We start from the raw sequence: 26240 nt of genomic DNA, 5'->3' as shown, positions 1-26240 counted from the left end.
AACCATGACCCACTACATCCTCAAGATCGGTTGCCCCGCCACCTCCGGCATCGTTGCCGCGGTGACCACCTACCTGGCCGGGCGCCAGTGCTATATCAGCGAGCTGGCGCAGTTCGACGACGAACTGGCCGGGCGCTTCTTCATGCGTGCGGTGTTCCGTTTCAACGACGGGGTAACACCCGAGCTGGATGCCCTGCGCGATGGGTTTACCGATATCGCCGTGCCCTTCGCCATGGACTGGGAGCTGTTCGAAGGCAACCGGCCGATGCCGGTGCTGCTGATGGTCAGCAAGTACGACCACTGCCTGACCGACCTGCTCTACCGCCACCAGAAAGGCGAGCTGGACATGCGCATCACCGCCATCGTCTCCAACCACCTGGACCTGCGGGCCATGGCCGAGCGCGAGGGTATCCGCTTCGTCTACCTGCCGGTGAGCAAGGACAGCAAGGCCCAGCAGGAGGCGGCGCTGCTCAGGCTGGTGGAAGAGACCGGCACCGAGCTGGTGGTGCTTGCCCGCTACATGCAGATCCTCTCCGACGATTTGTGCCGCGAGCTGTCGGGGCGGGCGATCAATATCCACCACTCGTTCCTGCCCGGGTTCAAGGGTGCCAAGCCGTACCACCAGGCTTATGCGCGGGGCGTGAAGCTGATTGGTGCCACGGCGCACTACGTCACCTCGGACCTGGACGAGGGGCCGATCATCGAGCAGGAGGTGCAGCGGGTCGACCACGCCTGGCGGCCGGATGACCTGGTGCGCATCGGCCGTGACACTGAGACCGTGGCGCTGTCGCGGGCGGTGAAATACCACCTGGAGCACCGGGTGTTCCTCAACGGCGAGCGCACCGTGATTTTCCGCTAGCCCAGCACAATCCTGAGGCACGCCGCCGCCCCTGTGGGAGCTGGCTTGCCAGCGATGACGTCAGTGGGCCCACCACCGCAATCGCTGGCAAGCCAGCTCCCACAGGGTCCGCGGTCTGCTCTGGGTCATCATTAGGAGTAGATGCCATGAACCAACGCGTTGCCATCATCGGCGCCGGCCCCTGCGGCCTGGCCCAGTTGCGAGCCTTCCAGTCGGCCCGGGCCAAGGGCGCCGACATCCCCGAACTGGTGTGCTTCGAGAAGCAGGCCGACTGGGGCGGCATGTGGAACTACACCTGGCGCACCGGCCTCGACCAGCACGGCGAGCCGGTCCACGGCAGCATGTACCGCTACCTCTGGTCCAACGGCCCGAAGGAATGCCTGGAGTTCGCCGACTACAGCTTCGACGAGCACTTCGGCCGGCCCATGGGCTCGTACCCGCCAAGAGAAGTGCTCTGGGACTACATCAAGGGCCGGGTGGAGAAAGCCGGGGTGCGCGAGCTGATCCGCTTCAATACCGCCGTGCGAGACGTGCGCTTCGATGCCGACAGCCAGACCTTCACCCTCACCGCGCACAACTACGCCGAAGACCTGACCTACAGCGAAACCTTCGACTACGTGGTGGTCGCCAGCGGGCACTTCTCCACCCCCAACGTGCCCAGCTTCCCCGGTTTCGAAAGCTTCGCCGGACGCATCCTGCACGCCCACGATTTCCGCGATGCCCTGGAATTCAAGGGCAAGGACGTACTGATCGTCGGCGGCAGCTACTCCGCCGAGGACATCGGCTCGCAATGCTTTAAGTACGGCGCCCGCAGCATCACCAGTTGCTACCGCAGCGCACCCATGGGCTACCAGTGGCCGCAGAACTGGGAAGAAAAGCCGCTGCTGACCCATGTCTCCGGCAGCACCGCGCACTTCATCGATGGCAGCAGCAAGAGCATCGACGCGGTGATCCTCTGCACCGGCTACAAGCACCACTTCCCCTTCCTCCCCGAAGACCTGCGCCTGAAGACCGACAACCGCCTGTGGCCGCTGAACCTGTACAAGGGCGTGTTCTGGGAGCAGAACCCGCGCCTGGTGTACCTGGGCATGCAGGACCAGTGGTACAGCTTCAACATGTTCGACGCCCAGGCCTGGTATGCCCGCGACGTGATCCTCGGGCGCATCGCCCTGCCCGACCTGGCGGCCATGCACGCCGAGGACCTGGCCTGGCGCGAAACCGAACTGGGGCTGGAGAACGCCCAGCAGATGTTCGAGTTCCAGGGCGAGTACATCCGCCAGCTGATCGAGGCCACCGACTACCCCAGCTTCGATATCGCCGAGGTCAACCGCACCTTCCTCGAATGGAAGCACGACAAGTACGAAAACATCATGGGCTACCGCGACAAGTGCCATCGCTCGTTGATTACCGGCACCCTGGCCACGCCGCACCACACGCCCTGGCTGGAGGCGCTGGACGACTCGCTGCACGCCTACCTGGCCGACGCGCCGGCCCCCGGCAAACTGACCGCGCCTTGAGGAGCAGCCCATGCAAGCACCCGTGATTTCACGGCCGCTGGAGCCGGCGCTGTTCGCCCGCAACCCGCTGGTGGAGCGCCATCGCGTCGCGCCGGCCGGGCTGACGGTGGTGGAGCTGGAACCCGGCGACCGCCTGGAGGTGATCGACGTCGAGGGCGACCAGGGCGCCGAGCTGCTGGCCTTCGCCGGCAACCGCCAGGCCCTGGGCGCACTGGGTCTGCGGGCCAGCCCCGGTGCGGCCTTCATCAGCCATCTGCTGCACGACGGCAGTCGCGAAGCGGCGCATGTGACGGCGGGTCTGGCCCGTCGTGGCATCGACTGCCGGGCGTTGCCGGAGGCCGCACGGCTCTGGTCCGAGGCCACTCCGGCGGGCCACCGCCGGGTGTTCCATAGCAGCGAACACCTGCTGGTGCTGGTGGCCGCCCCCGGCGGCGCCACGCCGGTGGACAGCCAGGCGCGGGCCAGCGAGCTGCGTGTGCTGGTGCGTCGGGCCAATCCCCGGGCGCAGTTCACGCCGCCCCTGCCAGTGCCGCTGGGCGAGGTGGTGGACGAGTTCACCATCACGCCCGGCACCGCCCGCGACTATGTGGTGGGCGCCGGACAATACATCCAGGTGCTGGACGTGGCCGGGCGCCAATGCTCGGACTTCGTCGCCTTCGACCGCCGCGGCCTGGATAGCGGCGCGCAGGTCGACCTCGACCCGACCGTCACCCGCACCCTCAACGGCAATGCCTATCCCGGCCCGGGCCTGTTCAGCCGGTTCTACGACCGCAACCTGCAACCCATGCTGGAAGTGGTGCGCGACACCGTCGGCCGCCACGACACCTTCGCCCTCGCCTGCACCGCACGCTACTACGAGGCCCAGGGCTACTTCGGCCACGCCAACTGCAGCGACAACCTCAGCCGCGTCCTCGCCCGTCACGGTGTAACGGCCCGGGCCGGCTGGCCGGCGATCAACTTCTTCTTCAACACCGCGGTGGATGCCCATCAGCAACTAACCGTCGACGAACCCTGGTCGCGCCCCGGCGACTACGTGCTGCTGCGGGCCATGACCGACCTGGTCTGCGCCAGCAGTTCGTGCCCGGACGATATCGACCCGGCCAACGGCTGGCAGCCCACCGACATCCATATCCGCGTCTATTCCGCCAAGGAGCGTTTCAGTCTCGCCATGGCCACTCGCAAAGCCCCCGATGCTCCAGCGCAACTGACCCGGGAAAGCGGCTTCCACCCCGGCACCAGCGCCCTGACCCGACAATTCACCGAATACCGCGGTTTCTGGACCCCGCGCCAGTTCGACGGCTACGGCACCCTCGCCGAATACCACGGCTGCCGCGAGCGGGTGGCGGTGATGGACCTCTCGGCCCTGCGCAAATTCGAAGTGCTCGGCCCGGATGCCGAGGCCCTGCTCGACCACTGCCTGACCCGCGACGTGCGCAAGCTGGCGGTGGGCCAGGTGGTCTACAGCGCGATGTGCTACGCGCATGGCGGCATGCTCGATGACGGCACGCTGCTGCGTCTCGGCGCGGACGCCTTCCGCTGGATCGGTGGCGAGGACCATGCCGGCGACTGGCTGCGCGAGCAGGCGGCGCGGCTGGGGATGAAGGTGTGGGTCAAGAGTGCTTCCGAGCAGATCCACAATATCGCGGTGCAGGGCCCACTGGCCCGTGCCTTGCTCAAGGGCATGATCTGGACCCCTGGCACCCAGCCGGCACTGGAGGATCTCGGCTGGTTCCGCTTCCTCACCGGGCGCCTGGACGGCTACAACGGCCCGCCGCTGATGGTCTCGCGCACCGGCTATACCGGCGAGCTGGGCTACGAGATCTGGTGCCATCCACGGGATGCCATGGCGGTGTGGACGCGGCTCTGGGAACTGGGCGATCCGCTGGGCCTGGTGCCGCTCGGGCTGGACGCCCTGGACATGCTGCGCATCGAGGCCGGGCTGATCTTCTCCGGCTACGACTTCTGCGACCAGACCGACCCGTTCGAGGCCGGCATTGGCTTCTGCGTGCCGCTGAACAGCAAGCAGGCGGACTTTATCGGGCGTACTGCCCTGTTGCGGCGCAGTGCCGAGCCGCAGCGGCGCCTTGTCGGGCTGGAGCTGGAGGGCAATGAACCGGCTGTCCATGGCGATTGCGTGCGCGTGGGTCGGGCCCAGGTCGGGGTGATCACCAGCGCCACCCGCTCGCCGGTGCTGGGGCGCAATATCGCCCTGTGCCGCCTCGATGTGGCCCATTGCGCGCCGGGCACGCTGGTCGAGGTGGGCAAGCTCGATGGCCAGCAGAAACGCATCAGTGCGACCGTCACGGCGAGCACCGTGGCCTACGATCCGGAAAAACGTCGGGTACGTTCGTGAAACTGGATGGGAAATTGCAGGTAACCGGGACAGGGATTGTCCCTTTTGCATGGAGAACCTGACGATGTGGTTCAGCAAAGCGTCCAGTGACCTGGCCAACGAGCTCAGCCAGTGGCTCGAACAACTTTCCCGTAATGGCTCTGTTACGGGCCATTCACCCGTATTGCAGCGCCAGCCGCGGCTGCTCGGCAGCCTGGAACATCTGCAACGGGACTGGGGCGAACTGCAACGGATTCGCCAGCAGGCCGAGGGTTATGTAACACCGCCGTGCACCGCGGATGAGCTGGATGCGCTGCAACGGCGCCTGGCCGAGGCCGATGCGCGGGTGCAGCAGCTGACTGCGGAACGCGATGCGGTTGCCCAGCAGTTGCAGGTATTGAATGCCGAGCGCGAGCGCTGGGATGAAGACCGACAGGTCTGGGAGCTGACCCAGCGCACCCTCACCGAGGGTTGCTGGGCGATGAACGTGGTCAATGGCGACCCGGACCATCCGCACAATGTGATTCGCTGGTCCGAACAGTTTCGCGCCCTGATCGGCTATGGCCGCGACGAGTTCCCCGATGGCTGGGACAGCTACTTCGGCGTGGTCAATGCCGATGACCTGAAGAATGTGATGAAGGCCTTCAATGCCTCGATGGTCGACAGCGCTGGCGATGGTTTCTATGCCGTGGAATACCGCATGCGCCACAAGACCCGTGGCGAGGTGTGGTTCCGCGAGCGCGGGCGTTGCCTGCGGGATGCCAAGGGGCGGCTGACCTGGGTGACCGGGGCGGTGCGCGAGATCAGCGACGAGAAGACTGCGGCGAGCCTGCATGATCGAGAACAGGCAAGCATCCAGGCCACCTACGGACAGATCGCCCAGGTTGCCGGGGTGATCCGCGGGATTGCCGAGCAGACCAATTTGCTGGCGTTGAATGCGGCCATCGAGGCAGCCCGGGCCGGGGAAGGCGGCCGGGGCTTTGCGGTGGTGGCGGATGAAGTGCGGAACCTGGCGCGCAGGACGCAGGAGTCCGTGCAGCAGATCCAGAACATGTTGCAATCCTGAGACCGCTATCGCTGGCAAGCCAGCTCCCACAGGTATTGCATGCGCCGCGAACCCTGTGGGAGCTGGCTTGCCAGCGATGAGGCCCTCAAGAACACATAAAAACAAAAGCCTTCAAAGGCAAGCAGTCCACTTCCCTCTGCCCACCACAACATTCCAAAAGCATCTGCATCGAGGATCGAGTGATGGAAGAACAGAAAGCCCCGACCCTGGAGGAACTGAAGGGTCTGATCGAAATGACCAATACCCTGAACATGGAGATCTTCTACTGGTGGTGCATCGCCTTGATGATCCTGATCCATGCCGGGTTCCTCTCCTATGAAATCGGCGCCTCGCGCCTGAAGAACGCTCTCGCTGCCGGGGTCAAGAACATCCTCGCCTTCGGCTTCATCGTCCCCACCTTCTTCCTGTTCGGCTGGGCCATCTACAACGCCTTCCCCGACGGCCTGGTGCCGCGCATGGACGCCCTCAGCGCGGCGATGCCGTGGAGCCAGGCCATGGGCCCGAACATCAAGGACAACGCCACCGGCATTTTCTGGGGCGCCTTCGCCCTGTTCGCCGCCACCACCGGTTCGATCCTGTCCGGGGCGATCATCGAGCGGGCGCGGATGAGCGCCTTCATCATCATGACCATCCTCCTCGGCTCGGTGCTGTGGCTGTTCGGCGCGGCCTGGGGCTGGCACCCGGAGGGCTGGCTGACGGTCAAGTGGGGCTACCACGACGTCGGCGCCGCAGGCGTGGTGCACATGATCGCCGGTTTCTTCGCCCTGGCCGTGGTGATCAACCTCGGCGCGCGGATCGGCCGCTTCAATCCGGACGGCAGCGCCAACGCCATTGTCGGCCATAGCATGCCGATGAGCGTGGTCGGGCTGATGCTGATCATCGTCGGCTTCTTCGGCTTCCTGGGTGGCTGCATCATCTACAGCTCGGGGGCGCAGTGGATCAATATCTACGGCCAGCCCACCACCCTCTCCGCCTTCGCCTTCAACACCTTGATGGGCTTTGCCGGCGGCCTGATCGGCGCCTACCTCACCAGCCGCGAGCCGTACTGGATGATGTCCGGCGGGCTGGTGGGGATCATCTCCGTGGCCCCGGGCCTGGACCTCTACCACCCCGGCCTGGCCTACCTGATCGGCATGGGCGTGGCCGCCGTGGCGCCGCTGGTCAACAACCTGCTGCTGAAATTCCGTCTCGACGATGCCGTGGGCGCCTTTGCCGTGCACGGTTTTGGCGGCTTTGCCGGGCTGGTGATCAGCGGGGTGTTCCTCTCCGGCTACCCGAACATGAACGGCATGGCCGAGATCAGCTTCATGGGGCAATTGGGCGGCGCGCTGGTCATGGCTTCGCTCGGCTTCATTCCGGGCTACCTGGTGTCCTGGGCGCTGAAAAAGGCCGGCGTGCTGCGGGTGCCGGCGCATGCCGAAGAGCGTGGCCTGGACCTGACCGAGGTACCGGCCCAGGCCTATCCGGAATGGAGCGGGATCTATGGTGAGCCGGTGAAAGCCAAGCCGGTGATGATCGCTGAAAGCAAAGCCACTGTCTGAGGAGAACCGGGATGAGCATCAGTACCTATGAAGGCGCCAGCGCCGTATTCACCTTTGCCGACAAGCCTGCGGTGCTGGGGGTGATCACCGTGGTGGTGATCGCGGCCACGCTGTATGCGCTGGTCACTACGTTCGTGCATGAGAAGCACAGCTATGCGATGCCGGATGAAGAACTGCCGAAACTGAAGTAAAGCTACAAAACGACGCGGACCCTGTGGGAGCGGGTTCACCCGCGATTGCGATAGCGAACCCACCATCGTAATCGCGGGTGAACCCGCTCCCACAGGGTCCGCGTCGATCCCGACAGAGTCAGGCCACCTGCCCATCCCCCACCAGCTTCAACCCGACAATCCCGCCGACAATCATCAGCAAACACACCCCCTTCAACACCCCCAGCGATTCCCCGAGAAACATGCTCCCGTAGATCACCGTCCCCAGCGTCCCGATGCCCACCCACACCGCATAGGCCAGCCCCAGCGGCAGCTCCCTGACCGACAGGCTCAGCAGGTAGATGCTCAAGGCCAGGAACACCCCGCAGTACAGGCTCGGCCATAACCGGGTGAAGCCATCGGTCCTGGGAATGATCGAGGCATACAGCACCTCGCACGCCCCGGCCGCCAGCAGATACGTCCATCCATTCAACCAGACCACTGCCCTTCTCCTTTCACGACAAATGCAAACGCCGGCACAAGGCGCCGGCGCTGTTTTCCCTCAGGGATCAGTTGGAATACTTGTATCCCACCTCGCCGTGCGCGGAGAGGTCCAGGCCATCCACCTCGGCCTCTTCATCCACCCGCAGCCCGCCACACAGCGCGCCGGCGATCTTGAAGGCGATCCAGCTGCTGAACGCCGAGAAGACGATGCTGAACAGGATCGCCCCGCCATTGACCATCAACTGCTCCATCAGCCCGCGCCCTTCGGCAAAGCCCTGGCCACCGATGGCAGTGAGCGCGAACACCGGGGTCAGCAGGCCGCCGAGGATCCCGGCCACGCCATGCACGCCGAAGACGTCGAAGGCGTCGTCCAGGCCGATCATCGGCTTGAGCTTGTCCACCGACCAGACGCACACCGGACCGGCGATAAAGCCAAGGAGGATGGCGCCCATGGGCCCGACGAAACCGCAGGCCGGGGTGATCGCCACCAGGCCGGCAATCGCCCCGGAAATCGCGCCGAACAGGCTCGGACGCCCACGGTATTGCCATTCGACGATCAGCCAGCCCAAGGCGCCGGCACAGCTGGCAAGCATGGTGTTGACCATCACTAGCATGGCGAAGCCGCTGGCCGCCAGGGCACAACCGCCGCAGAAACCGAGCCAGCCGACCCAGAGCATGCAGCCGCCGGTGTAGGTCATGGTCATGTTGTGCGGGGCCAGGGCCTGGGTGCCGAAACCGCGGCGGCGGCCAAGCATCCAGGCACCGACCAGGGCGGCGATGCCGACGTTGAGGTGCACCACGTTGCCGCCGGCGAAGTCCTGCACGCCAAGGTTGAACACCCAGCCACCGCCCCAGCCCATATGGGCCATGGGCAGGTAGTTGAGGGTCAGCCAGAAGGCCATGAAGACCATCACCGCCGAGAACTTCATGCGCTCGGCGAAGGCGCCGACGATGATCGCCGGGGTGATCGCGGCGAACAGCAGCATGAACAGGAAGTACAGGTACTCGGGGATGGTCCCGGTGATCGAGTCCTTGCTCACGCCACGCAGGAACAGCTTGTCCAGGCCGCCGATAAAGGACTGCAACGAGCCACCATCGGTGAAGGTCAGGCTGTAGCCGTAGAGGGCGAACAGCACCGCCGCCAGGGACGCGGTGCAGAACACCTGCATAAGGATCGACAACACGTTCTTGCTGCGTGCCATGCCGCCGTAGAACAGGGCAAGCCCGGGCAACATCATCAACAGCACCACCAGCGAACACAGGGCCACGAAGGCGGTGTCGCCGCTGTCGATGGCCGCCGGCGCGTCCTCGGCGAATGCCGCCGTCGCGCCCAACATCAGGGAAAGGCCCAAGGTACCGCGGACCACAGGTGAATACCGGATCATTGCCCACTGCCTCCAATCGATGGGGATGCCGGTAGCCGCATTTGCTGGGCGGGCCGGCATTCATTGTCGCTGCGGCGCACCGCAGCTGTGTGATAGCCAGGGAGGCAACGCAAGCGCCTTGCCAAGTTCGGAAAATCACCGCGAACTTGTCGCAATCGCTTGAAAACATGGGTGTTTGTTGTAGGAAAAAATCAGTAGCAGCGTCCGACCAGTCAATTCCCCTCAGGAAATTAAATTTCTTTTAGTGCAAAACCAATACAGAACTCACCAGTTTGGTGCTTAGGGTAGAAGCCCTCTGTTCCGGGGGTTTTCCTGTCCGATTCATCAAGATTTCTGGCATACCATCAACTGATAAAGTGATTGCAAACAAGAAGTAGTCGCAGATACTATCCGCGCGCATTTTTCCCTTGTCCTACAAATTCCGTCAGGATTCCTACGCCGATGCGCCGTACCATCGTCTCGCTCTGCCTGCTCCACGCCGTCCCTGCCCTGGCCCTTGCGGCCGAACCGAGCCTCCAGCTGGAAGCCGTGAACATCAACGACAGTGCCGACTACGAGCGTGCCGATGGCCCGGTGCAGGGCTACAAGGCCACCCGTTCCGCCAGCGCGACGCGCACCGACACCGCCCTGCACGAGACGCCGCAATCGGTCAGCGTAGTGCCCAAGGCGGTGCTGGAAGATACCGGCTCGACCCGCCTGCAGGATGCTCTGGACTATGCCGGCGGCGTTGGCCGGGCCAACAACTTCGGCGGCCAGGGCCTGACCACCGTGACTGTGCGCGGCTTCACCACCGGCGAGTACTACCGCAACGGTTTCCCGATGAACCGCGGCTACCCCAATGCCCCGGACGCGGCCAGCGTCGAGCGCCTGGAAGTGATCCGCGGTCCGGCCACCAGCCTGTATGGCCGTGGCGATCCCGGCGGTACCTTCAACGTGGTGACCAAGCAGCCGCTGCCGGAATCGAAAGTCACCGTCGGCAGCCAGTTCGATGACCAGGGCATGCACCGCGGCACCCTCGATGCCAGCGGCCCGCTGAACCAGGACGGCAGCCTGGCGTACCGTTTGAACCTGCTCGGCGAAGGTGGCGAGAGCTTCCGTGACGACGTGGAAAGCGAGCGCTACGAAGTGGCGCCGGTGCTCAGCTGGCAGGTCAACGATGCGACGAAGATCGTGTTCGAAGGCGATTTCATGCGCAACAACCACCCGCTGGACCGCGGCCTGACCCGCTACACCACGCAGAAAGGCAGCGCCTCGCGGGACACCAATATCTGGGAAAAAGGCAGCGACAACCTGCTGCACAACGACAACGACATGGCCCAGGTGCGCTTCGAGCATATGCTCAATGACAACTGGACCCTGGGCGGTGGTTTCCAGTACCTCGACGGCTCGCTGGACGGCAATGCGATGGAGGCCAACGGCGCCCCGGCGGACGGTCGTACCCTGCAGCGCAACTTCAACTGGCGCCGGCTGGAATGGACCGACCGTGACTATCAGTTGAACCTCACCGGCCACTTCGATACCGGTGCCTTCAGCCACACGCTGCTGACCGGCGTGGAATACGAAGACTACGACTACAACTCGATCATCATGCGTTCTTCGGCCGCCAACGGCACCTACCCGATCGACATCTACAACCCGGTCCTCGGCCAGCCACGTCCCGCCCTGACCCGCACCACCACCCACGACCAGGAAAACCTCAAGACCTGGGCCTTCTTCATCCAGGACCAGGTGGCCTTGACGGAGCGCCTCAAGGCCTTGGCCGGCGTGCGCGTGGAGCGCTTCGAGCACGAGTACGACAACCGGCTGCCGGGCAGCACCGACTGGGACGCGTCGCACAATGCGGTAACCCCGCGCTTCGGCCTGCTCTATGACCTGACCGACACCGTGGCCGTCTACGCCAACACCGCCCGCTCCTTCAAGCCCAACAGCGGCGCCAGCCGTGACGGTGCCGGTTTCGAGCCGGAAAAAGGCAAATCCTATGAGCTGGGCGTGAAGTGGGAAGCGCTGGAGCGTCAGCTGGCGGTGGACGCGGCGATCTACCACATCGTCAAGGAAAACGTCCTGACCCGCGACCCGGTGGACCCGAACTACAGCATCGCCGCTGGCGAGGTGCGCAGCCGTGGCCTGGATATCAACGTTGCCGGCAATATCACCCCTGAGTGGCGAGTGATCGGTGGCTACGCCTACGTCGATGCCGAAGTGACCAAGGACAACCGCCTGCCGACCGGCACGCGCCTGGCCAACATCCCGCGCAACAGCTTCAGCCTGCTCAACACCTATGAATTCCAGGATGGCTTCGCCAAGGGCCTGGGGCTGGGTGTCGGGGTGAAATACGTCGATGACCGCAACGGCCAGACCGAAGCGGTGACCTACACCATGGAGCAATACAGCGTTGTCGACCTGCTGAGCTTCTACAAGGTCAACGAGCATGTGCGGCTGAACCTGGACGTGAAGAACGTATTCAACAAGGGGTATGACGAAGGCGCATTCAACACCTATGCCTATCCGGGTGCACCGCGCACCGTGCAGGCCGGGGTGGCGTACACCTTCTGACGCTGAACTGAAGCTTGACACCTAACCCTGTGGGAGCTGGCTTGCCAGCGATAGCTATGGTGAATTCACCTCAGTAATCGCTGGCAAGCCAGCTCCCACAGGGTCATGCAGTGTTCTTGAGAGCTGCGGTATCATCCGCTACCGCACTACCGCTCAAGGACCGACATGCAGATCCTCTTCTACGAGACCGACAAGCCCTACGGCTGCTTCTCGAATTTCTCCCGCCATGCGATCACCCTCGACGGCAGCGTCTGGCCGACCTCGGAACACTACTTCCAGGCCTGCAAGTTCACCGAGCAGGTGGATATCGATGCCGTGCGTGAAGCGAAGACGCCCTTCCTCGCCGCACAGATGGGCCGCGAGCGGCATCGCTCGTTCCGCAGCGACTGGGACCAGGTGCGCGACCAGGTGATGCTCGACGCCCTGCGGGCCAAGTTCAGCCAGCATGCCGAGCTGCGCGAGACGCTGCTGGGGACCGGGGATGCGGAGCTGGTGGAGCACACCAAAAACGACCGGTACTGGGCAGATGGTGGGGATGGAACTGGCAAGAACATGCTGGGCAAGTTGCTGGAGCAGGTTCGTGCTGAACTGAAGAAAACAGAGCAATAACAAGCGACACGGACCCTGTGGGAGCTGGCTTGCCAGCGATAGCGGTAGTGAATTCACCATCGTCATCGCTGGCAAGCCAGCTCCCACAGGGTTTGCGGTGATCCTGGAAAGGGGTTAGTAAATCCCGCGATAAATCGCCTCAACCTCCCGCACATCCATATCCCGCGGATTGCTGTCGATCAGCCGCTTCAACCCGCCGACCACATCCGCGGCCATGCCCGGGATCGCCGCTTCATCCACCCCAAGTTTCGACAGACGGGTCTCCAGCCCGCTATCCCTGACCAGCCCTTCGATAGCCTGGACAAAGGCTTCGGCCGCAGCCGCCTCGTCAGCAAACACCACCCCCGGCAACAGATACCCCGCCAGCTCCGCATACAACCCCTGCGCCGCTTCCAGGTTGAAGCGGATCATCGGTGCCATGACCAGCGCATTGGCATGCCCATGGGGGATATGGAACCGCGCCCCCAACGGATACGCCAGCCCATGGATCGCCGCCACCGAGGCGTTGACGAAGGCCATCCCGGCCATCAGCGAGCCTTGCAGCATGGCCTCCCGCGCCGCCACGTCGCGACCGTCCGCCAGCACCTTGCGCAGGTTGCCGCCCAGCAGCCCCAGGGCCGTGGTGGCCAGGCCATCGGAAATCGGGTTCTTGCGGGTGCGGCTGGTATAGGCCTCGATGGCGTGAACCATGGCATCCAGCCCGGTCGCCGCCGTGACCTGCGCCGGCAACCCCAGGGTCAGCTCGGGGTCGAGCACCGCCACGTCCGGCATCAGTTGCGCCGAGTACACCGCCTGCTTGCGCTGCTGCTCGTCGGTGATCACCGAGACCCAGGTTACCTCCGAACCGGTCCCCGCCGTGGTCGGCATCAACACCAGCGGCAGGCGCCCGCCTCGGGCTCTGTCGGTGCCGTACAGGTCTTCCAGCGGCTGCTCGCTGTTGATCAGCAAGGCCACCAGCTTGGCCGCATCCAGCGAACTGCCGCCGCCCAGACCGAGCACGCCATCGGCGTCGAACGCCCGCCCCTGGGCGACGGCCTGGCGGACCACGGCGGCCGGCGGATCCGCCACTACCTGGTCGAACACCGCCACGTCAAGACCCGCTGCCTCCAGCGCAGTCACCGCCGTAGCGGCAAAGCCCAGCTTGACGATGCCCGGGTCGCAGACCAGCAACACCCGCCCTGCCCCTAGCCCGGCGAACACTTCGCCAATGCTGCCCAGGCTCCCCGCCGCACAGACGATGCGCGGCACGCTTCTGAATTCATGATTCATCGCACAGGCCCTCACAAGACCGAGGCGTAGATGGCCCGCGCATCGTCGCGGGTGACCGGGCGCGGGTTGTTGATGAGCAGGCGCTGGACCTTCATCGCATCGTTGCTGAGGCGGTCGAGGTCTGCTTCGGTGACGCCGACTTCGGCCAGGCGCTGGGCGAACGGCATGCGCTCGACCAAGGCGGTCATGAACCCGATAAAGGCCTCGCAAGCCGCCGCCGGCGAATCGAAGCGCTGCCCCGGCAACACGCTCGGCGCCAGCTCGGCATACAACCCCTCGGCTGCGCTGCGGTTGAAGTTCAGCACCGGCACCAGCACCAGCGCATTGCTCAAGCCATGGGGCACATGGAAGTGCCCGCCCAGCGGATAGGCCAGCGCATGCACCGCCGCCACCGGGGCGTTGGCGAAGGCCATGCCGGCCAGCATCGAGCCCAGCAGCATGTCGGAGCGGGCCTTGAGGTCGCCCGGCTCGGCCAGCACGCGGTCCAGGTTGCCCGCCAGCAGGCGCAGCGCCTGCTGGGCCAGGCCATCGGACAGCACGTTCTTCTTGTGCAGGCTGGTGTAGGCCTCGATGGCGTGGACCATGGCATCGACACCGGTCATGGCACTGACCGCCGCCGGCAGGCCGACGGTCAGGCGCGCATCGAGCAGGGCGATATCCGGGTACAGCAGCGGGCTGACCACGCCCTTCTTCTCATGGCTCGGGGTGGTGACGATGGCCACCGCCGTGACTTCGGAACCGGTGCCGGCCGTGGTCGGCACCTGGATCAGCGGCAGGCGCGGGCCCTGGGCCAGGTTGATGCCGTAGATGTCCTCCAGTTTCTGCTCGCGGCCGCAAAGCAATGCCACCAGCTTGGCGGTGTCCAGCGAGCTGCCACCGCCCAGGCCGATCACCGCCTGGGCGCCACAGTCACGCCCCGCCTTCACCGCGTCGAGCACCGACGCCTCGGGCGGATCGGCCTGCACATCGCTGTACAGGCTGACCTCGACGCCAGCCTCGCGCAGCGCCTGCATCGGCGCCTCCAGCAAGCCGGCTTTCTGCAGGCCCGGGTCGCTGACCAGCAGCACCCGCTCGGCCCCCAGTTCACGGCACAGGGTGCCCAGGCGCAGGGCGCCGTCCACTTCGCAGATCACCCGTGGGGTGGTTTCAAAGGTAAAGGTCGACATGGCGTTCATCCTGCTCGCACGCTGCCGCGCTCGATGCGGTAGACGGCATCGACCAGGTCAGCGGAATGGGTGTCATCGGATTCGGAGATCAGCACGCACAGGCCTGCATCGCCGAGCTTGGCAATCACTTCGGTGAGGCGCCGGGACAGCACCGGGGCCACGCCTTCGAAGGGTTCATCGAGGATCAGCAGACGCTGCCCGGGCATCAGCGCCCGGGCCAGGGCCACCAGCTTCTGCTGCCCGCCGGACAGCTGCATGGCGCGGCGCTCGCGGAACTGGGCGATTTCCGGGATCAGGCTGTAGACCCATTCCAGGCGCTCGGCACTGCCCGGCAGCTTGTTGGCCCAGACCGGCAGGAGGATGTTCTCCTCCACGGTCAGCGCCGGGATCAGCCGGCGGTCTTCGGGCAGGTAGCTGATCCCCGCCGCCGCGCGCTGATGGCCGGGCTGGGCGCGCAGGTCGCTGTCGTTGAACCTGATCGAGCCGGAGTCGGCCTCGAGCAGGCCCATCAGGGTGCGGATCAGGGTGGTCTTGCCGGCGCCGTTATGGCCGATCAGGCCGACCATCTGCCCGGCGCCGACATTCAGCGAGACGTTGTGCAGGATCGGCACCGACTCGATGGACACATTGAGGTTGCGGATTTCCAGGCTCATGCGTGTGCTCCCTTGTGCGCCTTGTGGCCGCCGGTGACCAGCTCCTGGACCCGGGCATTGGCCAGGACCTCCTCGGGCGGACCGTCGGCCAGCACTTCACCGCTGTAGAAGGCGAGGATGCGCGACACATAGCGGCGCACCACGTCCATATCGTGTTCGACGAACAGCACCGTGACCTGATGCCGCGACACCACCTGCATCACGGTGTCCATCAGTTGGGTCTTCTCTTCGGCGCTGACGCCACTGGTGGGTTCGTCCAGCAAGAGCATCTGCGGGTCGCCGATCAGGGCCATGGCGATATCGATCAGCTTGCGCACGCCCTGGGGCACGGCGGTGACCTTGCTGTCGCGCCAGTTGAGGATGCTGAACTCGCTGAGGATCGCCTCGGCACGGGCGATCCGCGCGTCGCTGCGCAGCGGCCGCAGCAGCGACGGGAACGGCGACTCGGCGGCGGCCAGGGCGATCAGCAGGTTGTCCAGCACGGTCAGTTCCGGGAACAGCTGCGCCACCTGGAACGATCGGGCCATGCCGGCGCGGGTAATCGCCCGCGGCGTGCGGCCGATGATCGATTGCTGGTTGAACAGGATCTCGCCACGGCTCGGCTTGAGGTAGCCGGTGACCATGTTGATGAAGGTGGTCTTGCCGGCGCCGTTGGAGCCGATCACCCCGACCACTTCGCCCTTGGCGATGCGCACGTTGACGTCCTTGGCGGCGGTGACCGCGCCGAACTCCTTGTACAGCCCACGGGTTTCCAGAATACAGCTCATGCCTTGGCCTCCACGGCTTTGGCCCGGCGGGCCTGGCCACTGAACAGGCTCCACAGCCCCTTGGGCAGGAACACGATGATTGCCAGCAGGGTGATGCCGAGGATCATCTGCCAGCTATGGGGCACCAGTTCGATGGCATAGGTGCGGACCACGGCGAACAGGATCGCGGCGATGATCGGCGCCGCCACATGGGCGGTGCCGCCGAGCAAGGCGATGAAGACGAACTCGCCGGAGGTGATCCAGTAGGCCATTTCCGGGTCGATATGCCCGGCGGACAGGGCCATGAAGCCGCCACCCAGGGCCGAGACGCCGGCCGCGGCGACATAGTTCATGTACAGCACCCAGCGCGGCGACTGGCCGAGGTACTCGACCCGCACTTCGTTCTCGCGAATCGCCTCGCACATGGCCCCGGCGCTGCTGCGCCCGTAGCGGTGCAGGAGCACGGCGAGCACCGCGCTGACGGCGACGATGATCACGAACAGCGCCAGCGGCGCCTGGCCTTGCGCCGGGCTCCAGCCGAACAGGGTCCAGGCCTTGACGTTGAAGCCGTCGGTGCTGCCCAGGGCCGGGCTTTTCACCAGCATGCCGTAGAGGATCATGGAGAACGCCAGCGACAGCATGGCGAAGAAGATCTCGCGGTAGCGGGTCATCAGCAGGCCCAGCAGCATGGCCAACGCGACGGCGGCGGCAACGCCGATCAGCAGCAGGGTCGGCAGGTCGCTGATATCCAGGAAATGCCCGCTCATGCCCACGGCATAACCACCGATGCAGAAGTACAGGCCCTGGCCGAAGGTCACCAGGCCGGCGCGCATCTGCATCACCACGCCCTGCACCACCATGGACTTGGCCAGCGCCATGGTCAGCAGGAACACCAGCCATTGCGGGGCGATCACGCCGCCGAGGGCGAGCAGCACGGCCACGGCCAGGAGAATCATTTCGGTTCGATCGAGACGCATCAGATTTTCCTCGCCAGCACGCGACCGAACAGGCCCTGCGGACGCACCGCCAGGACCAGCGCCATCACGCCGTAGATCACGAACAGTTCGAATTGCGGTGCGTAGTGCACCGCCGCCGCACGACTCAGGCCGACCAGCAAGGCGCCCAGGGCGGCGCCCTCGATGCTGCCCATGCCGCCGATCACCACCACGGCGAACGCCAGGACGATGATCTCCACGCCGATGCCCGGGGCCACCGAGATCGCCGGGGCGGTCAGCGCGCCGGCCAGGGTGCCGAGCACCGTGCCGAGGACGAACACCAGGGTGAACACCCGGCGCACGTTGACGCCCATGGCCTGGGCCACTTCGCGGTCATGGATCACCGCGCGCAGGACCTTGCCCTGGTGGGTGCGTTCCAGCCACAGCCACAGCGACAGGCCGAGCACCAGCGACACGCCGACCAGCATCAGGTCGTAGTTGGAGACCTTGAGCCCGGCCAGCACGCTGCGGCCCATTTCCGCATAGGGCTGGTAGGCGAAGTACGGGTTGACGCCCCAGATCATCTTCATGGCGTCTTCGAGGATCAGCAGCAGCGCGTAGGTGATGATCACCATCAGCACTTCGTCGCGGCCGTACATGAACCGGAGCAGACCGCGCTCGATCAGCAGACCAACGATCAGCCCGGCGGCCAGGGCGCAGCCGAGCATCATCAGGTAGCCGACCCAGACCGGGCCGATGCCATTGTTGAAATACCAGCCCACCAGCGAGGCGGCGGCATAGGCACCGATGGCATAGAAGCTGCCATGGGCCATGTTGAGAATGCGCATGACACCGTAGATGACGGTGAGCCCCGCCGCGACCAGGAACAGCCACGAGGCATAGATGGCGCCGTCGATCAGCACCGCATAAAGACTCAGCATAAATTCGTACCAGGCTAGTGTGGCGGCCGGGACCGGCCGCCACCATCAGTCAGCTGTGTGCACTGCGATCAGTTGCACTGCGCGCCGGGGAAGCCGGCCTTGATCCAGTCGTGGGCGCTGGTGCCGTCCGGCGGGGTCACGCATTCGCCGGCGAAGGCGATGACGTTCTGCACGCTGCCCTTTTTGCTGGCCGCGTCGTAGTGGTACTCGCCATAGGCGATGCCCTGCATTGCCTGGTGACCGCCGGCGCGGGCCATCTGCACGGTGCCGGACACCGATTCGAAGGTCGCGCCCTTCATGGCCTTGGCCATGTCCAGCGGGGCCGGGATCTTGCCGGCTTCGCTGCCGGCGTTCTCGGCGGCGAATTTCAGGCCGAGGATGGCCTGGGCCATCTTGCTTGCCGGGTAGGTCGGCGACGACTTGTAGGCGACCTTGTACTGCGTGGTGAACCAGTTGTTCAGGGCGTTATCCGGGGCGAAGGCACCGAACGGGCCGCGGCCGCCGATGATCATGCCGTTGGGGGCCTGGTCCTTGTAGCGCTCCAGGGCCGACTCGCCGCAGGTCAGCACCGCAGTGGCGTCTTCCAGCAGGCCGCGGGAGTTGGCCTGCAATACCAGGGCCTCCATGTCGCCGCCCCAGAAGCTGGAATGGATGATGTCCGGACGCTTCACCGACAGCGCCGAGATTTCCGCGCCGTACTGGCCCTGGAAGACCTTGGGCATCTGCGACTCGACCACCTGGCTCTTGGGCATGACCTGGGCCATGGACAGGGTGAAGTCGTTCCAGCTGTCCTGGCCCCAGGCGTAGTTCTGCTGGATGCCGCCGACGCGCACGGCGTCCGGACGGGTCTTGGCCAGGTAGCGGGCGGCGCCGATATTGTCCACGGCGGCGTCGAGGCTGGTGCGGAACACGTATTGCGGGGTCTTGTCTTCGCTGAACAGCTGCGAGGTACCGCAGTCGTAGAACACGGTCATGGCGCCCAGCTCTTCGGCCACCGGGGCGATCGCCAGGCAGTCGCCGGACGAGATATAGCCGACCACGGCATCGACCTTCTGGCGCTGCACCAGGTTGCGGAATTCCTCGACCTGCTTCGCCGCACCGCCGGCCTCGTCGATGATCACCATCTCGATTTCGGCGCCGTTGATGCCGAGCTTGTCGTAGGGCGCGGGCAGCTTGCCCTGGTTGAGGCCTTCCACCAGCACCTTGGCGGCATTGGCCGACGGCTCGCCGAACGGACCGGCCGCCGGGCCGGAGAGGAAGGTCACCACGCCGATACGGAACTTGCCGTTCTCGGCGGCGACGGCCGCACCGTTGAAACCGGCGGCGGCAATGGCCAGGGCCAATGGCAGGGTCTTGCAGTTTTGCTGGAGGCGTTTCTTGTAGTTATTCATGGCGTTTCCATTGCGGGTTTGACGGGCTAAGGGGCATGCCCCTCGGGATTACGGATCTGTTGGGCCAAACGGCGGGCGCGTGTGGCGGGATCGGGTTGCAGCTCCTCGGCGGAATACAGCTGCCAGTTGCCGAGCATCAGTTGGGCCGGCGGGTAGTCGTGGTTGGGCACCGGGGTGCCGACGGCCTGGGTCTGCTGGATCTGGTGGGTCAGCGGGTCGATGCGCGAGACGAAGCCCGGCGGGTCTTCCGGCAAGGCGATCTCCAGCCCTTCGAGGGCGCGGATCAGGGATTCGGTATCGGTGGCGCCACCGGCCTTCTGGCTGGCCTTGGCCAGGACCATCACCCCGGTATAGGCGCCTTGCGCGGCGTAGGTCGGGAAGCGCCCGGTCAGGGTGTGGAAGCGCTCGACGAAGGCGCGGTTGCGCGGCGTATCCGGGAAGTTGTTGTGGTGCCGGGCGGAGAGGATCAGGCCCGGGGGTGCCTTGTCGCCCAGGGAGGCGAGGAAGTCGTAGTTGCCGCCGGTGTCGAAGTTGGCCAGGCGCGAGCTTTCGAACAGCCGGGTCCCGGCCGCCTGCTTGACGAAGGCATGGAAATCGCCGCCCCACAGGGCCGAGACGATGATGTCGGGCCGGGCCTGTTCCAGCGCGGCGATATAGGCGGAGTAGTCCGGCTCGTACAGGCGCGGCCACAGCTCGGTGACGTCGTCGAACTTGACGCCCTGCTGGCGCAGCGCTTCATGCAGGTCATCGCGGGAAACATGGCCGTACTCGTAGTCGGGGCCGATGAAGGCCAGGCGTTTCCAGCCGGTCCTGGCTTGCAGGTCCTTGAGGTAGCGGGCGCCAGCGGCCATGGAGGTCCAGGTGTCGTTGGTCACCCGGAAGTAATAGCGATGGCCGTTTTCCAGGCTCATGCGCGACGAGGCGTGGTCGGTGCCGATCATCAGCACCTTCTCTTCCCGGGCCAGTTGGCTCACGGCGATCGCCACACCCGAAGAGACCATGCCGCACAGCACCTGCACCCCGTCCTTGCGGATGAAGGCCCGGGCCAGGCCGGTGCCATAGGAAGCCTTGGACTGGTCGTCGTCGATGATCACGCGCATCCGCGGCACCTGCTCGCCGGCTTCGCGCTGGCTTTGCAGTTCGCTCAGGGCCACCTGGATGCCGGCGATGCTGTCCTGGCCGTAGATCGCGGCGCGCTCGGTCATCGGGTACAGGCAGCCGAGGGTCAGGTCGGCCTGCGAGGCGGCAGCGCCCAGCTCGACCCGCCCGGCATGGGCCGTGCAGGCGAAGCCCAGGAACAGGCCGCTCAGGGCGATAACGGATGGCAGTCGGGAAAACGACGCTTGCATGAAAATACCTTGGGGCGTTCGTGGACGCCTCTTGTGGTTAGCGGAAGGGTTATCGCAAACGCTGTGCCAGCCTCTGCGCGACGCTGCATAAGAAACCGCACAAGCGCTCTGGAACAAGGCTTTGCGCGGCTACTTGTGACGAAATCGAGGTGCCGTGGCGCGGTGTGCCACGGCGTTGAGCGGGGAGCGTTGAGCGGTAGCCGCTCAGCGCGGGCGAGCGCTTGAGCGGTTAGCGCTCATCGCCGCGCTCGATGCCCAGGCGTTGCAGGCGGCGCTTCAGGGCGTGGCGGGAAATGCCGAGGAGATCGGCGGCCATGCCCTTGTGTCCGGCACTGCGGGCCAGGGCATCGAAGACCAGCTCGCGCTCGGCGCGCTCCAGCTGGTCTTCGATCGGCGAGCGGTTGGCGCCCACCGGCTCGGCGGCCTGCATCGGCCCCGGCAACTGCGCCGCCGCGATGGCCTGGCCGGGCATGAGGATGGTCAGGCGCTCGATCATGTTCTTCAGTTCGCGGACATTGCCCGGCCAACGATGGCGCAACAAGGCCGCCTCGGCGTCGGCCAGAAAGCTGATCGCCGCGCCCTGCTCTTCCCGGGCCTGGCGCTCGGCGAAATGCCGGGCCAACAGGAGGATGTCCTCACCGCGCTCGCGCAGGGCCGGGATATCGATGGTGATGACGTTGAGGCGGTAGAACAGGTCCTCGCGGAAACGGCCCTGGCGCACGTCCTCGGCCAGGTCGCGGTTGGTCGCCGCCACCACCCGCACATCGGCGCTGCTCGCCTGGCTGGCGCCCACCGCACGGTAGCTGCCGTTCTCCAGGAAGTGCAGGAGCTTGGCCTGCAATGCCAGGGGCAGCTCGCCGATCTCGTCGAGGAACAGCGTGCCGTTGCTGGCCTGGGTCACCAGGCCGACGCGCTTCTGGTGCGCACCGGTGTAGGAACCCTTTTCCGAGCCGAACAGTTCGGCCTCGATCAACTGTTCCGGCAGCGCCGCGCAGTTGACCTCGACGAAGGGCTGGCCGGCGCGGTTGCTGGCGTCGTGCAGGGCCTGGGCGACCAGGGTCTTGCCGGTGCCGGACTCGCCGAGCAACAGGATGCGCGTCGCCGAACTGCGTGCCACCCGCAGCACCGCCGCGTGCAGGCCGCGCATGGCCGGGCTGTGGCCGAGCAGGTTGCCGGGGGCTGGATCATCGCTGGCGGCGTCGGGTACGGCCAGGGTGGTTTCGATGGTCGCCAGCAGGTCGTCCAGCTCGAACGGCTTGGTCAGGTAATCGGTGGCGCCGCCCTTCACCGCCTGCACCGCGGCGCGGGTGTCGCCATGGGCGGAGATCATGATCACCGGCAGGTGCGGGCGCAGCTTGCGCAAGCCGTCAAGGGTGGCGATGCCGTCCATGCCCGGCAGGCCGAGGTCGAGCAGGACGATATCGCAGCGCGTGGCGTTGTCGGCCAGGACCTTGAGCCCTTCCTCGCCGCTGTAGGCCGCGCCGACCTTGAAACCCTCGGCGCGCAGGGCGTAGCTGAGGGAACGCACCAGCGCTTCTTCGTCGTCGATGATCAGTACATGAAAGTCGGACATCACAGGCTCACTTCAAATCGGTCGGGCAAGGCGCGGGAAAGTCCAGGGTCACCACGGTGCCCTTGCCGGCGGTACTCGCGATCTCCATTCGCGATGCATTGGCTTCCAGCAGTTGCTGGCAAATGCTCAGCCCGAGGCCGGTGCCCCGGGGTTTAAGGGTGAAGAAGGGTTGGCGCACGCGTTTCAGGGCGTCGGCAGGGATACCGCAGCCTTGGTCGCTGACGCTGACCAGGACGCGCTCGCCGGTGCGCTGTCCGGCGAGGCTGACCCGCTTACCGGGGGTGCAGGCCTCCACGGCGTTCAGGCACAGGTTGAGCAGGATCTGCTGGGCCTGGTCCGGGTCGACGAACAGGCGGATGCCCGGGGCGCAGCTGGCGTCGAAGTGGATGGAACGGGCTTCGGCTTCCGGGGCGATCTGCCGCTTCACCCGTTCGAACAGGCCGTGCAGCTCGACGATGTCCGGGTTGGCCGGATGCGGGCGACCGTACTCCAGCAGGTCGCTGGTGACATGGGACAGCCGGTCGATCTCCTGGCCGAGGTCACTCAGCAGCAGGCGCCGCTCGCTTTCCGGTTCGCGGCGCAGCAGGGCCTGGACGGTGGTCTTCATGGTCGCCAGGGGGTTGCGTACTTCATGGGCTACGCCAGTGGCGAAGGTGCCGAGCACGGCGAGGTTCTCCGAGCGTACGGTGCGCTCCATGACATCCGCCAGACGCCCGGCCATGACGTTGAAGGCCCGGGTCACCCGGCCGATCTCGTCGTTGCTCGATTGCTCTGGCAGGCGGTAGCCGAGGTCGCCCATGGACAGCTGGTGGGCGCCCTCGACCAGGGTGCCGACCCGCGCCCGCAACTGCCGCGACAGGGTGAAGAACACCACCAGGATGAACGCGATGAAGCCGACGGCGGCGAGATACAGCCACCAGCGCGCATCGTCCAGCGGCTTGAGGATGGCGTCCGGCTGCACGCTGAACACCACCTGCCAGCCGGGCAGGATCACCGGGCCTTCACGCAGGTCATCGGGGGCGGCGACCTGGCGCCCGGTGGCATCGATGAAAGCCCCGCCGGGGACCCGCAGCAACGGCGTCACCACCCCGCTGAGGCCGGCGCTGGTCAGCAGTTCAGTGAGCGAGGCCAGGCGCAGGTGCAGGCCGATGCTGACCCGGTGATCGGTACGGCCGTTGCGGATGGTCTTGCGGATCAGCAGCCAGCCGGAGCGTCCGGCCTGGGGCAAGGCCGGGCCGATCACCTCGATATCGCCGACCTTCTGCCGCGGCAGCCCGGCCAGGGACCAGTCCTCGTTGCTCCAGTACGGCGCCCCCGAGGCTGCCGGGCCGGGCAGGACTTTGAGCAGGCGTTCGTCGTCGTTGAAGAACAGCACGCCATAGAGGAACGGCAGCTCGCTTTCCAGCTTCAGCAGCGCGTCGATATCGCCGACGGAATGGCCAGGGTCGGCGATGAAGTCCGGCATGTTGGGGTGATTGGACAGGGCCGAAAGCTGGTAGAAGCGCTCATCGAGGAAGGACGACACCCGGTTGGCGGTGGACAGCGCCTGGGCATCGAGGCGTTCGCCGGTCAGGCGGTTGAGCAGGTCCTTGGCCAGTTGTTCGTAGAGCACGGCCAAAGCGATCAGCGCCACGCTCATCACCAGGGTGGACAGCAGGGTATAGCGTGCGACCAGGCTGCGCCGCGGCCGGGCAAACCGGCGCCACAGCGCAGCGGCGGGGAATTCGACATCCATGGGCTTTGTAATTGTTGTTCATGTAGTGGCGGGAGGATAAGGAGCGGGGGATGGGGTTGTCCATTGGCGGAATGTCGGGGATGGAGATTGCTGGTGTTCTTGAGGGCCCTATCGCTGGCAAGCCAGCGATAGGGCCAGCGAAAGCAACACAACCCGACCTGCTGAACCCCTGCTGCCCCAGCAACACCTGACTGCTGCCCGACCATCACACCACAGCCCCAAACCCAGCAAACCCGGGCCCTCCAGCCATCTGGCGCGAAACCTGCTCTGCCCTGCCCCACACAGCAATCACAGGTCCACGCCATGACGTCCCACCCTCCCTTCACCCGCCGCCGCTTCCTCGGCAACAGCCTGGCCCTCGGTGGCCTGGCCCTGGGCGGCAGCCTGCTGGCCGGTTGCGGCGATGACAGCCAGCCCGGCAGCGCCGCCATGGACCAGGGCCCGCGCTACGGCGGGCGCCTGCGCCTGGGCATCCTCGACGGCAATCAGGCCGGCAACCTCGACGCCCACAAGCCGGTCGGCAGCGGCATCATTCGCGGCTTCGCCCTGTACAGCAAGCTCTGGGAGTGGGACGAGAACATGCTGCCGCGCCTGGCCCTGGCCGAAGAGGCCGAGGTCAGCCCGGATGGCAAGGTCTGGACCCTGCGCCTGCACAAGGATCTGGAGTTCCATCACGGCAAGACCATCGATTCCGAGGATTTGCTGTTCTCCATCCGCCGCCTGACCGACCCGCAACTGGCCTCGCCCTACGCCGCCCTGCTGCACTGGATCGACCGCGACAACCTGCAGAAGCTCGATGAACGTACCCTGCGCGTGCGCTTCAAGGACGGCGCGGGCTTCGTGCCGCTGCCGGAAACCTGGGTGAATTTCGGCGGCATCGTGCCGGTGGACTATCACCCGGTGACCAACCCGGTGGGCGCCGGGCCGTACAAGTTCAAGAGCTTCTCTGCCGGCCAGCGCTCGCTGTTCACCCGCTTCGAGAACTACTACAAGTCCGGCCGGCCCTATGCCGACGAGCTGGAAATCATCGGCTTCAAGGACCAGACCTCGCGCCTCGCCGCACTCAAGGCCGGCCAACTGGACATGGCCAATGCCCTGGCCGCCGAGCACCTGCGCCTAATCGAGAACGATCCGCGGGTGCAGGTGCTGACCTCGGTGACCGGCAACTGGCTGGGCTTCGACATGAACACGCAGAAGGCGCCGTTCGACGATCCCCGGGTACGCCAGGCCTTCCGCCTGCTGGCGGATCGCGAGGAGCTGGTAGCGCGGGTGCTCAATGGCCAGGGACGACCGGCCAACGACCTGTATGCGCCCAACGATCCGACCTTCGACCAGAGCATCCCGCCGCGTCGCCAGGATCTGGAAAAGGCCCGGACCCTGCTGCGCGAAGCGGGTCAGGAGAACCTGGAGCTGGAGCTGGTCGCCGAGCAGGAAGGCGTGTCTCTGTCCTCGGCCCTGGTATTTGCCGAGCAGGCGCGCAAGGCCGGGGTGCAGATCAAGGTGCGCCAGGTGGATGCGGCGACCTTCAACGGGCCGCAGCATACCGAATGGACCTTCAGCACCGGCGGCAGCATCGGCGCGCCCTTCCTCACCTGTGCCCTGCATGCCGATGCACCGGTGTCGGTGGCGAACAAGACCCACTTCGACGATCCGCGGTTTTCCGAGCTGTTCCTGCAGGCGCTGGCCGAGCCGGATCTGGAGAAGCGCAAGCCGCTGGTGCATGAGGCGCAGCGGATCCAGTACGAGCGTGGGGGGATGCTGGTGTGGGGCTATGCGAACCTGGTGGACGGGTTCTCGCGCAAGGTGGGTGGGGCGGCGGCGGAGAGGACGCTGTTTCCGACGTGGCGGTTTGATCAGCTCTGGCTCAAGGAAGATGTATAGTGTGTGAGGACCCTATCGCTGGCAAGCCAGCTCCCACAGGTTACGCGCCCCCTGTGGGAGCTGGCTTGCCAGCGATGAGGCCCTCA

At 65.7% G+C, this 26240-nt stretch carries 20 protein-coding genes and 2 pseudogenes; 10 read left to right on the top strand and 12 right to left on the bottom strand.

Annotated elements, in window-relative coordinates:
- The first annotated feature begins 4 nt into the window (after positions 1-4).
- From purU to PSEMO_RS03625, 7 genes and pseudogenes are all read left to right on the top strand, one after another.
- The gene (purU, locus tag PSEMO_RS03650) at positions 5-859 is read left to right on the top strand and encodes a formyltetrahydrofolate deformylase (RefSeq protein ID WP_075801805.1); all 855 of its coding nucleotides are present in this window, start codon (positions 5-7) and stop codon (positions 857-859) included.
- Positions 860-1005: 146 nt separating this feature from the next.
- Positions 1006-2376, top strand: a complete 1371-nt coding sequence (locus PSEMO_RS03645) for an NAD(P)-binding domain-containing protein (protein ID WP_075801804.1) — start codon at positions 1006-1008, stop codon at positions 2374-2376.
- Between the two features lie 10 nt (positions 2377-2386).
- On the top strand, positions 2387-4729 hold the full coding sequence (locus PSEMO_RS03640) for a DUF1989 domain-containing protein (RefSeq protein ID WP_075801803.1): 2343 nt from the start codon (positions 2387-2389) through the stop codon (positions 4727-4729).
- Positions 4647-5489 (top strand): annotated as a pseudogene (locus PSEMO_RS34020) (PAS domain-containing protein); the annotation flags it as partial. The gene PSEMO_RS03640 and the pseudogene PSEMO_RS34020, both read left to right, overlap by 83 nt.
- Positions 5490-5765: pseudogene (locus PSEMO_RS33715) on the top strand (methyl-accepting chemotaxis protein); the annotation flags it as partial.
- Positions 5766-5956: 191 nt separating this feature from the next.
- Positions 5957-7315 (top strand): ammonium transporter, encoded by a 1359-nt coding sequence (locus tag PSEMO_RS03630; RefSeq protein WP_075801801.1) that lies wholly within the window; start codon positions 5957-5959, stop codon positions 7313-7315.
- A gap of 11 nt (positions 7316-7326) precedes the next feature.
- On the top strand, positions 7327-7506 hold the full coding sequence (locus PSEMO_RS03625; RefSeq protein ID WP_075801800.1) for a hypothetical protein: 180 nt from the start codon (positions 7327-7329) through the stop codon (positions 7504-7506).
- A 118-nt stretch (positions 7507-7624) separates the two neighbouring features.
- On the opposite strand, the gene PSEMO_RS03620 is transcribed toward PSEMO_RS03625, so the two are convergent.
- Positions 7625-7966, bottom strand: a complete 342-nt coding sequence (locus tag PSEMO_RS03620) for a DMT family transporter (RefSeq protein ID WP_075801799.1) — start codon at positions 7964-7966, stop codon at positions 7625-7627.
- Between the two features lie 67 nt (positions 7967-8033).
- Entirely contained in the window at positions 8034-9353 is a 1320-nt protein-coding gene (locus tag PSEMO_RS03615; RefSeq protein WP_075801798.1) for an ammonium transporter, read from the bottom strand.
- A gap of 441 nt (positions 9354-9794) precedes the next feature.
- Here PSEMO_RS03615 and PSEMO_RS03610 point away from each other — a divergent pair, with 441 nt between their 5' ends.
- Both PSEMO_RS03610 and PSEMO_RS03605 read left to right on the top strand, forming a co-directional pair.
- Positions 9795-11906 carry a TonB-dependent siderophore receptor gene (locus PSEMO_RS03610; RefSeq protein WP_075801797.1) on the top strand — a complete coding sequence of 704 codons (2112 nt, stop codon included), beginning with the start codon at positions 9795-9797 and terminating at the stop codon, positions 11904-11906.
- Between the two features lie 165 nt (positions 11907-12071).
- Entirely contained in the window at positions 12072-12515 is a 444-nt protein-coding gene (locus PSEMO_RS03605) for an NADAR family protein (RefSeq protein ID WP_075801796.1), read from the top strand.
- Positions 12516-12629: 114 nt separating this feature from the next.
- Here the strand turns inward: PSEMO_RS03605 and PSEMO_RS03600 are convergent, their stop codons facing one another.
- The 10 genes from PSEMO_RS03600 to PSEMO_RS03555 form a co-directional block, all read right to left on the bottom strand.
- Entirely contained in the window at positions 12630-13784 is a 1155-nt protein-coding gene (locus PSEMO_RS03600; RefSeq protein ID WP_075801795.1) for an iron-containing alcohol dehydrogenase, read from the bottom strand.
- 11 nt (positions 13785-13795) lie between these two features.
- On the bottom strand, positions 13796-14950 hold the full coding sequence (locus PSEMO_RS03595) for an iron-containing alcohol dehydrogenase (protein ID WP_075801794.1): 1155 nt from the start codon (positions 14948-14950) through the stop codon (positions 13796-13798).
- Positions 14951-14955: 5 nt separating this feature from the next.
- A complete protein-coding gene (locus PSEMO_RS03590; protein WP_075801793.1) occupies positions 14956-15603 on the bottom strand; it encodes an ATP-binding cassette domain-containing protein in 648 nt (215 codons plus the stop codon).
- Complete coding sequence (locus PSEMO_RS03585; RefSeq protein WP_075801792.1) at positions 15600-16370, bottom strand: ABC transporter ATP-binding protein; 771 nt, start codon at positions 16368-16370, stop codon at positions 15600-15602. Before PSEMO_RS03585 ends, PSEMO_RS03590 begins: the two co-directional genes overlap by 4 nt.
- Positions 16367-17326, bottom strand: coding sequence for a branched-chain amino acid ABC transporter permease (locus PSEMO_RS03580; RefSeq protein ID WP_075801791.1), 960 nt, complete (start codon positions 17324-17326; stop codon positions 16367-16369). The genes PSEMO_RS03585 and PSEMO_RS03580 overlap by 4 nt, the downstream gene beginning before the upstream one ends.
- Positions 17326-18225: a branched-chain amino acid ABC transporter permease gene (locus PSEMO_RS03575; protein WP_075801790.1), complete on the bottom strand. Its 900-nt coding sequence runs from the start codon at positions 18223-18225 to the stop codon at positions 17326-17328. Before PSEMO_RS03575 ends, PSEMO_RS03580 begins: the two co-directional genes overlap by 1 nt.
- A gap of 68 nt (positions 18226-18293) precedes the next feature.
- On the bottom strand, positions 18294-19616 hold the full coding sequence (locus PSEMO_RS03570) for an ABC transporter substrate-binding protein (protein ID WP_075801789.1): 1323 nt from the start codon (positions 19614-19616) through the stop codon (positions 18294-18296).
- 26 nt (positions 19617-19642) lie between these two features.
- Positions 19643-20965, bottom strand: a complete 1323-nt coding sequence (locus PSEMO_RS03565) for an ABC transporter substrate-binding protein (RefSeq protein ID WP_075801788.1) — start codon at positions 20963-20965, stop codon at positions 19643-19645.
- A 229-nt stretch (positions 20966-21194) separates the two neighbouring features.
- Positions 21195-22538, bottom strand: coding sequence for a sigma-54-dependent transcriptional regulator (locus PSEMO_RS03560; RefSeq protein ID WP_075801787.1), 1344 nt, complete (start codon positions 22536-22538; stop codon positions 21195-21197).
- A 7-nt stretch (positions 22539-22545) separates the two neighbouring features.
- Positions 22546-24273: a sensor histidine kinase gene (locus PSEMO_RS03555; protein WP_075801786.1), complete on the bottom strand. Its 1728-nt coding sequence runs from the start codon at positions 24271-24273 to the stop codon at positions 22546-22548.
- Between the two features lie 303 nt (positions 24274-24576).
- Here PSEMO_RS03555 and PSEMO_RS03550 point away from each other — a divergent pair, with 303 nt between their 5' ends.
- On the top strand, positions 24577-26154 hold the full coding sequence (locus PSEMO_RS03550) for an ABC transporter substrate-binding protein (RefSeq protein WP_075801785.1): 1578 nt from the start codon (positions 24577-24579) through the stop codon (positions 26152-26154).
- Positions 26155-26240: the final 86 nt, after the last annotated feature.

The sequence above is a fragment of the Pseudomonas putida genome, assembly GCF_001941965.1.
In the GTDB taxonomy this organism is placed as follows: Bacteria; Pseudomonadota; Gammaproteobacteria; order Pseudomonadales; family Pseudomonadaceae; genus Aquipseudomonas; species Aquipseudomonas putida_L.
This window is presented reverse-complemented; position numbering and strand designations above follow the sequence as displayed.

What these genes read in the sequence shown, in the direction of transcription:
- purU (WP_075801805.1), top strand. Translation starts at nt 5, where the DNA reads ATGACCCACTACATCCTCAAGATCGGTTGCCCCGCCACCTCCGGCATC.
- PSEMO_RS03645 (WP_075801804.1), top strand. Translation starts at nt 1,006, where the DNA reads ATGAACCAACGCGTTGCCATCATCGGCGCCGGCCCCTGCGGCCTGGCC.
- PSEMO_RS03640 (WP_075801803.1), top strand. Translation starts at nt 2,387, where the DNA reads ATGCAAGCACCCGTGATTTCACGGCCGCTGGAGCCGGCGCTGTTCGCC.
- PSEMO_RS03630 (WP_075801801.1), top strand. Translation starts at nt 5,957, where the DNA reads ATGGAAGAACAGAAAGCCCCGACCCTGGAGGAACTGAAGGGTCTGATC.
- PSEMO_RS03625 (WP_075801800.1), top strand. Translation starts at nt 7,327, where the DNA reads ATGAGCATCAGTACCTATGAAGGCGCCAGCGCCGTATTCACCTTTGCC.
- PSEMO_RS03615 (WP_075801798.1), bottom strand. Translation starts at nt 9,353, where the DNA reads ATGATCCGGTATTCACCTGTGGTCCGCGGTACCTTGGGCCTTTCCCTG.
- PSEMO_RS03610 (WP_075801797.1), top strand. Translation starts at nt 9,795, where the DNA reads ATGCGCCGTACCATCGTCTCGCTCTGCCTGCTCCACGCCGTCCCTGCC.
- PSEMO_RS03605 (WP_075801796.1), top strand. Translation starts at nt 12,072, where the DNA reads ATGCAGATCCTCTTCTACGAGACCGACAAGCCCTACGGCTGCTTCTCG.
- PSEMO_RS03600 (WP_075801795.1), bottom strand. Translation starts at nt 13,784, where the DNA reads ATGAATCATGAATTCAGAAGCGTGCCGCGCATCGTCTGTGCGGCGGGG.
- PSEMO_RS03595 (WP_075801794.1), bottom strand. Translation starts at nt 14,950, where the DNA reads ATGTCGACCTTTACCTTTGAAACCACCCCACGGGTGATCTGCGAAGTG.
- PSEMO_RS03590 (WP_075801793.1), bottom strand. Translation starts at nt 15,603, where the DNA reads ATGAGCCTGGAAATCCGCAACCTCAATGTGTCCATCGAGTCGGTGCCG.
- PSEMO_RS03585 (WP_075801792.1), bottom strand. Translation starts at nt 16,370, where the DNA reads ATGAGCTGTATTCTGGAAACCCGTGGGCTGTACAAGGAGTTCGGCGCG.
- PSEMO_RS03580 (WP_075801791.1), bottom strand. Translation starts at nt 17,326, where the DNA reads ATGCGTCTCGATCGAACCGAAATGATTCTCCTGGCCGTGGCCGTGCTG.
- PSEMO_RS03575 (WP_075801790.1), bottom strand. Translation starts at nt 18,225, where the DNA reads ATGCTGAGTCTTTATGCGGTGCTGATCGACGGCGCCATCTATGCCTCG.
- PSEMO_RS03570 (WP_075801789.1), bottom strand. Translation starts at nt 19,616, where the DNA reads ATGAATAACTACAAGAAACGCCTCCAGCAAAACTGCAAGACCCTGCCA.
- PSEMO_RS03565 (WP_075801788.1), bottom strand. Translation starts at nt 20,965, where the DNA reads ATGCAAGCGTCGTTTTCCCGACTGCCATCCGTTATCGCCCTGAGCGGC.
- PSEMO_RS03560 (WP_075801787.1), bottom strand. Translation starts at nt 22,538, where the DNA reads ATGTCCGACTTTCATGTACTGATCATCGACGACGAAGAAGCGCTGGTG.
- PSEMO_RS03555 (WP_075801786.1), bottom strand. Translation starts at nt 24,273, where the DNA reads ATGGATGTCGAATTCCCCGCCGCTGCGCTGTGGCGCCGGTTTGCCCGG.
- PSEMO_RS03550 (WP_075801785.1), top strand. Translation starts at nt 24,577, where the DNA reads ATGACGTCCCACCCTCCCTTCACCCGCCGCCGCTTCCTCGGCAACAGC.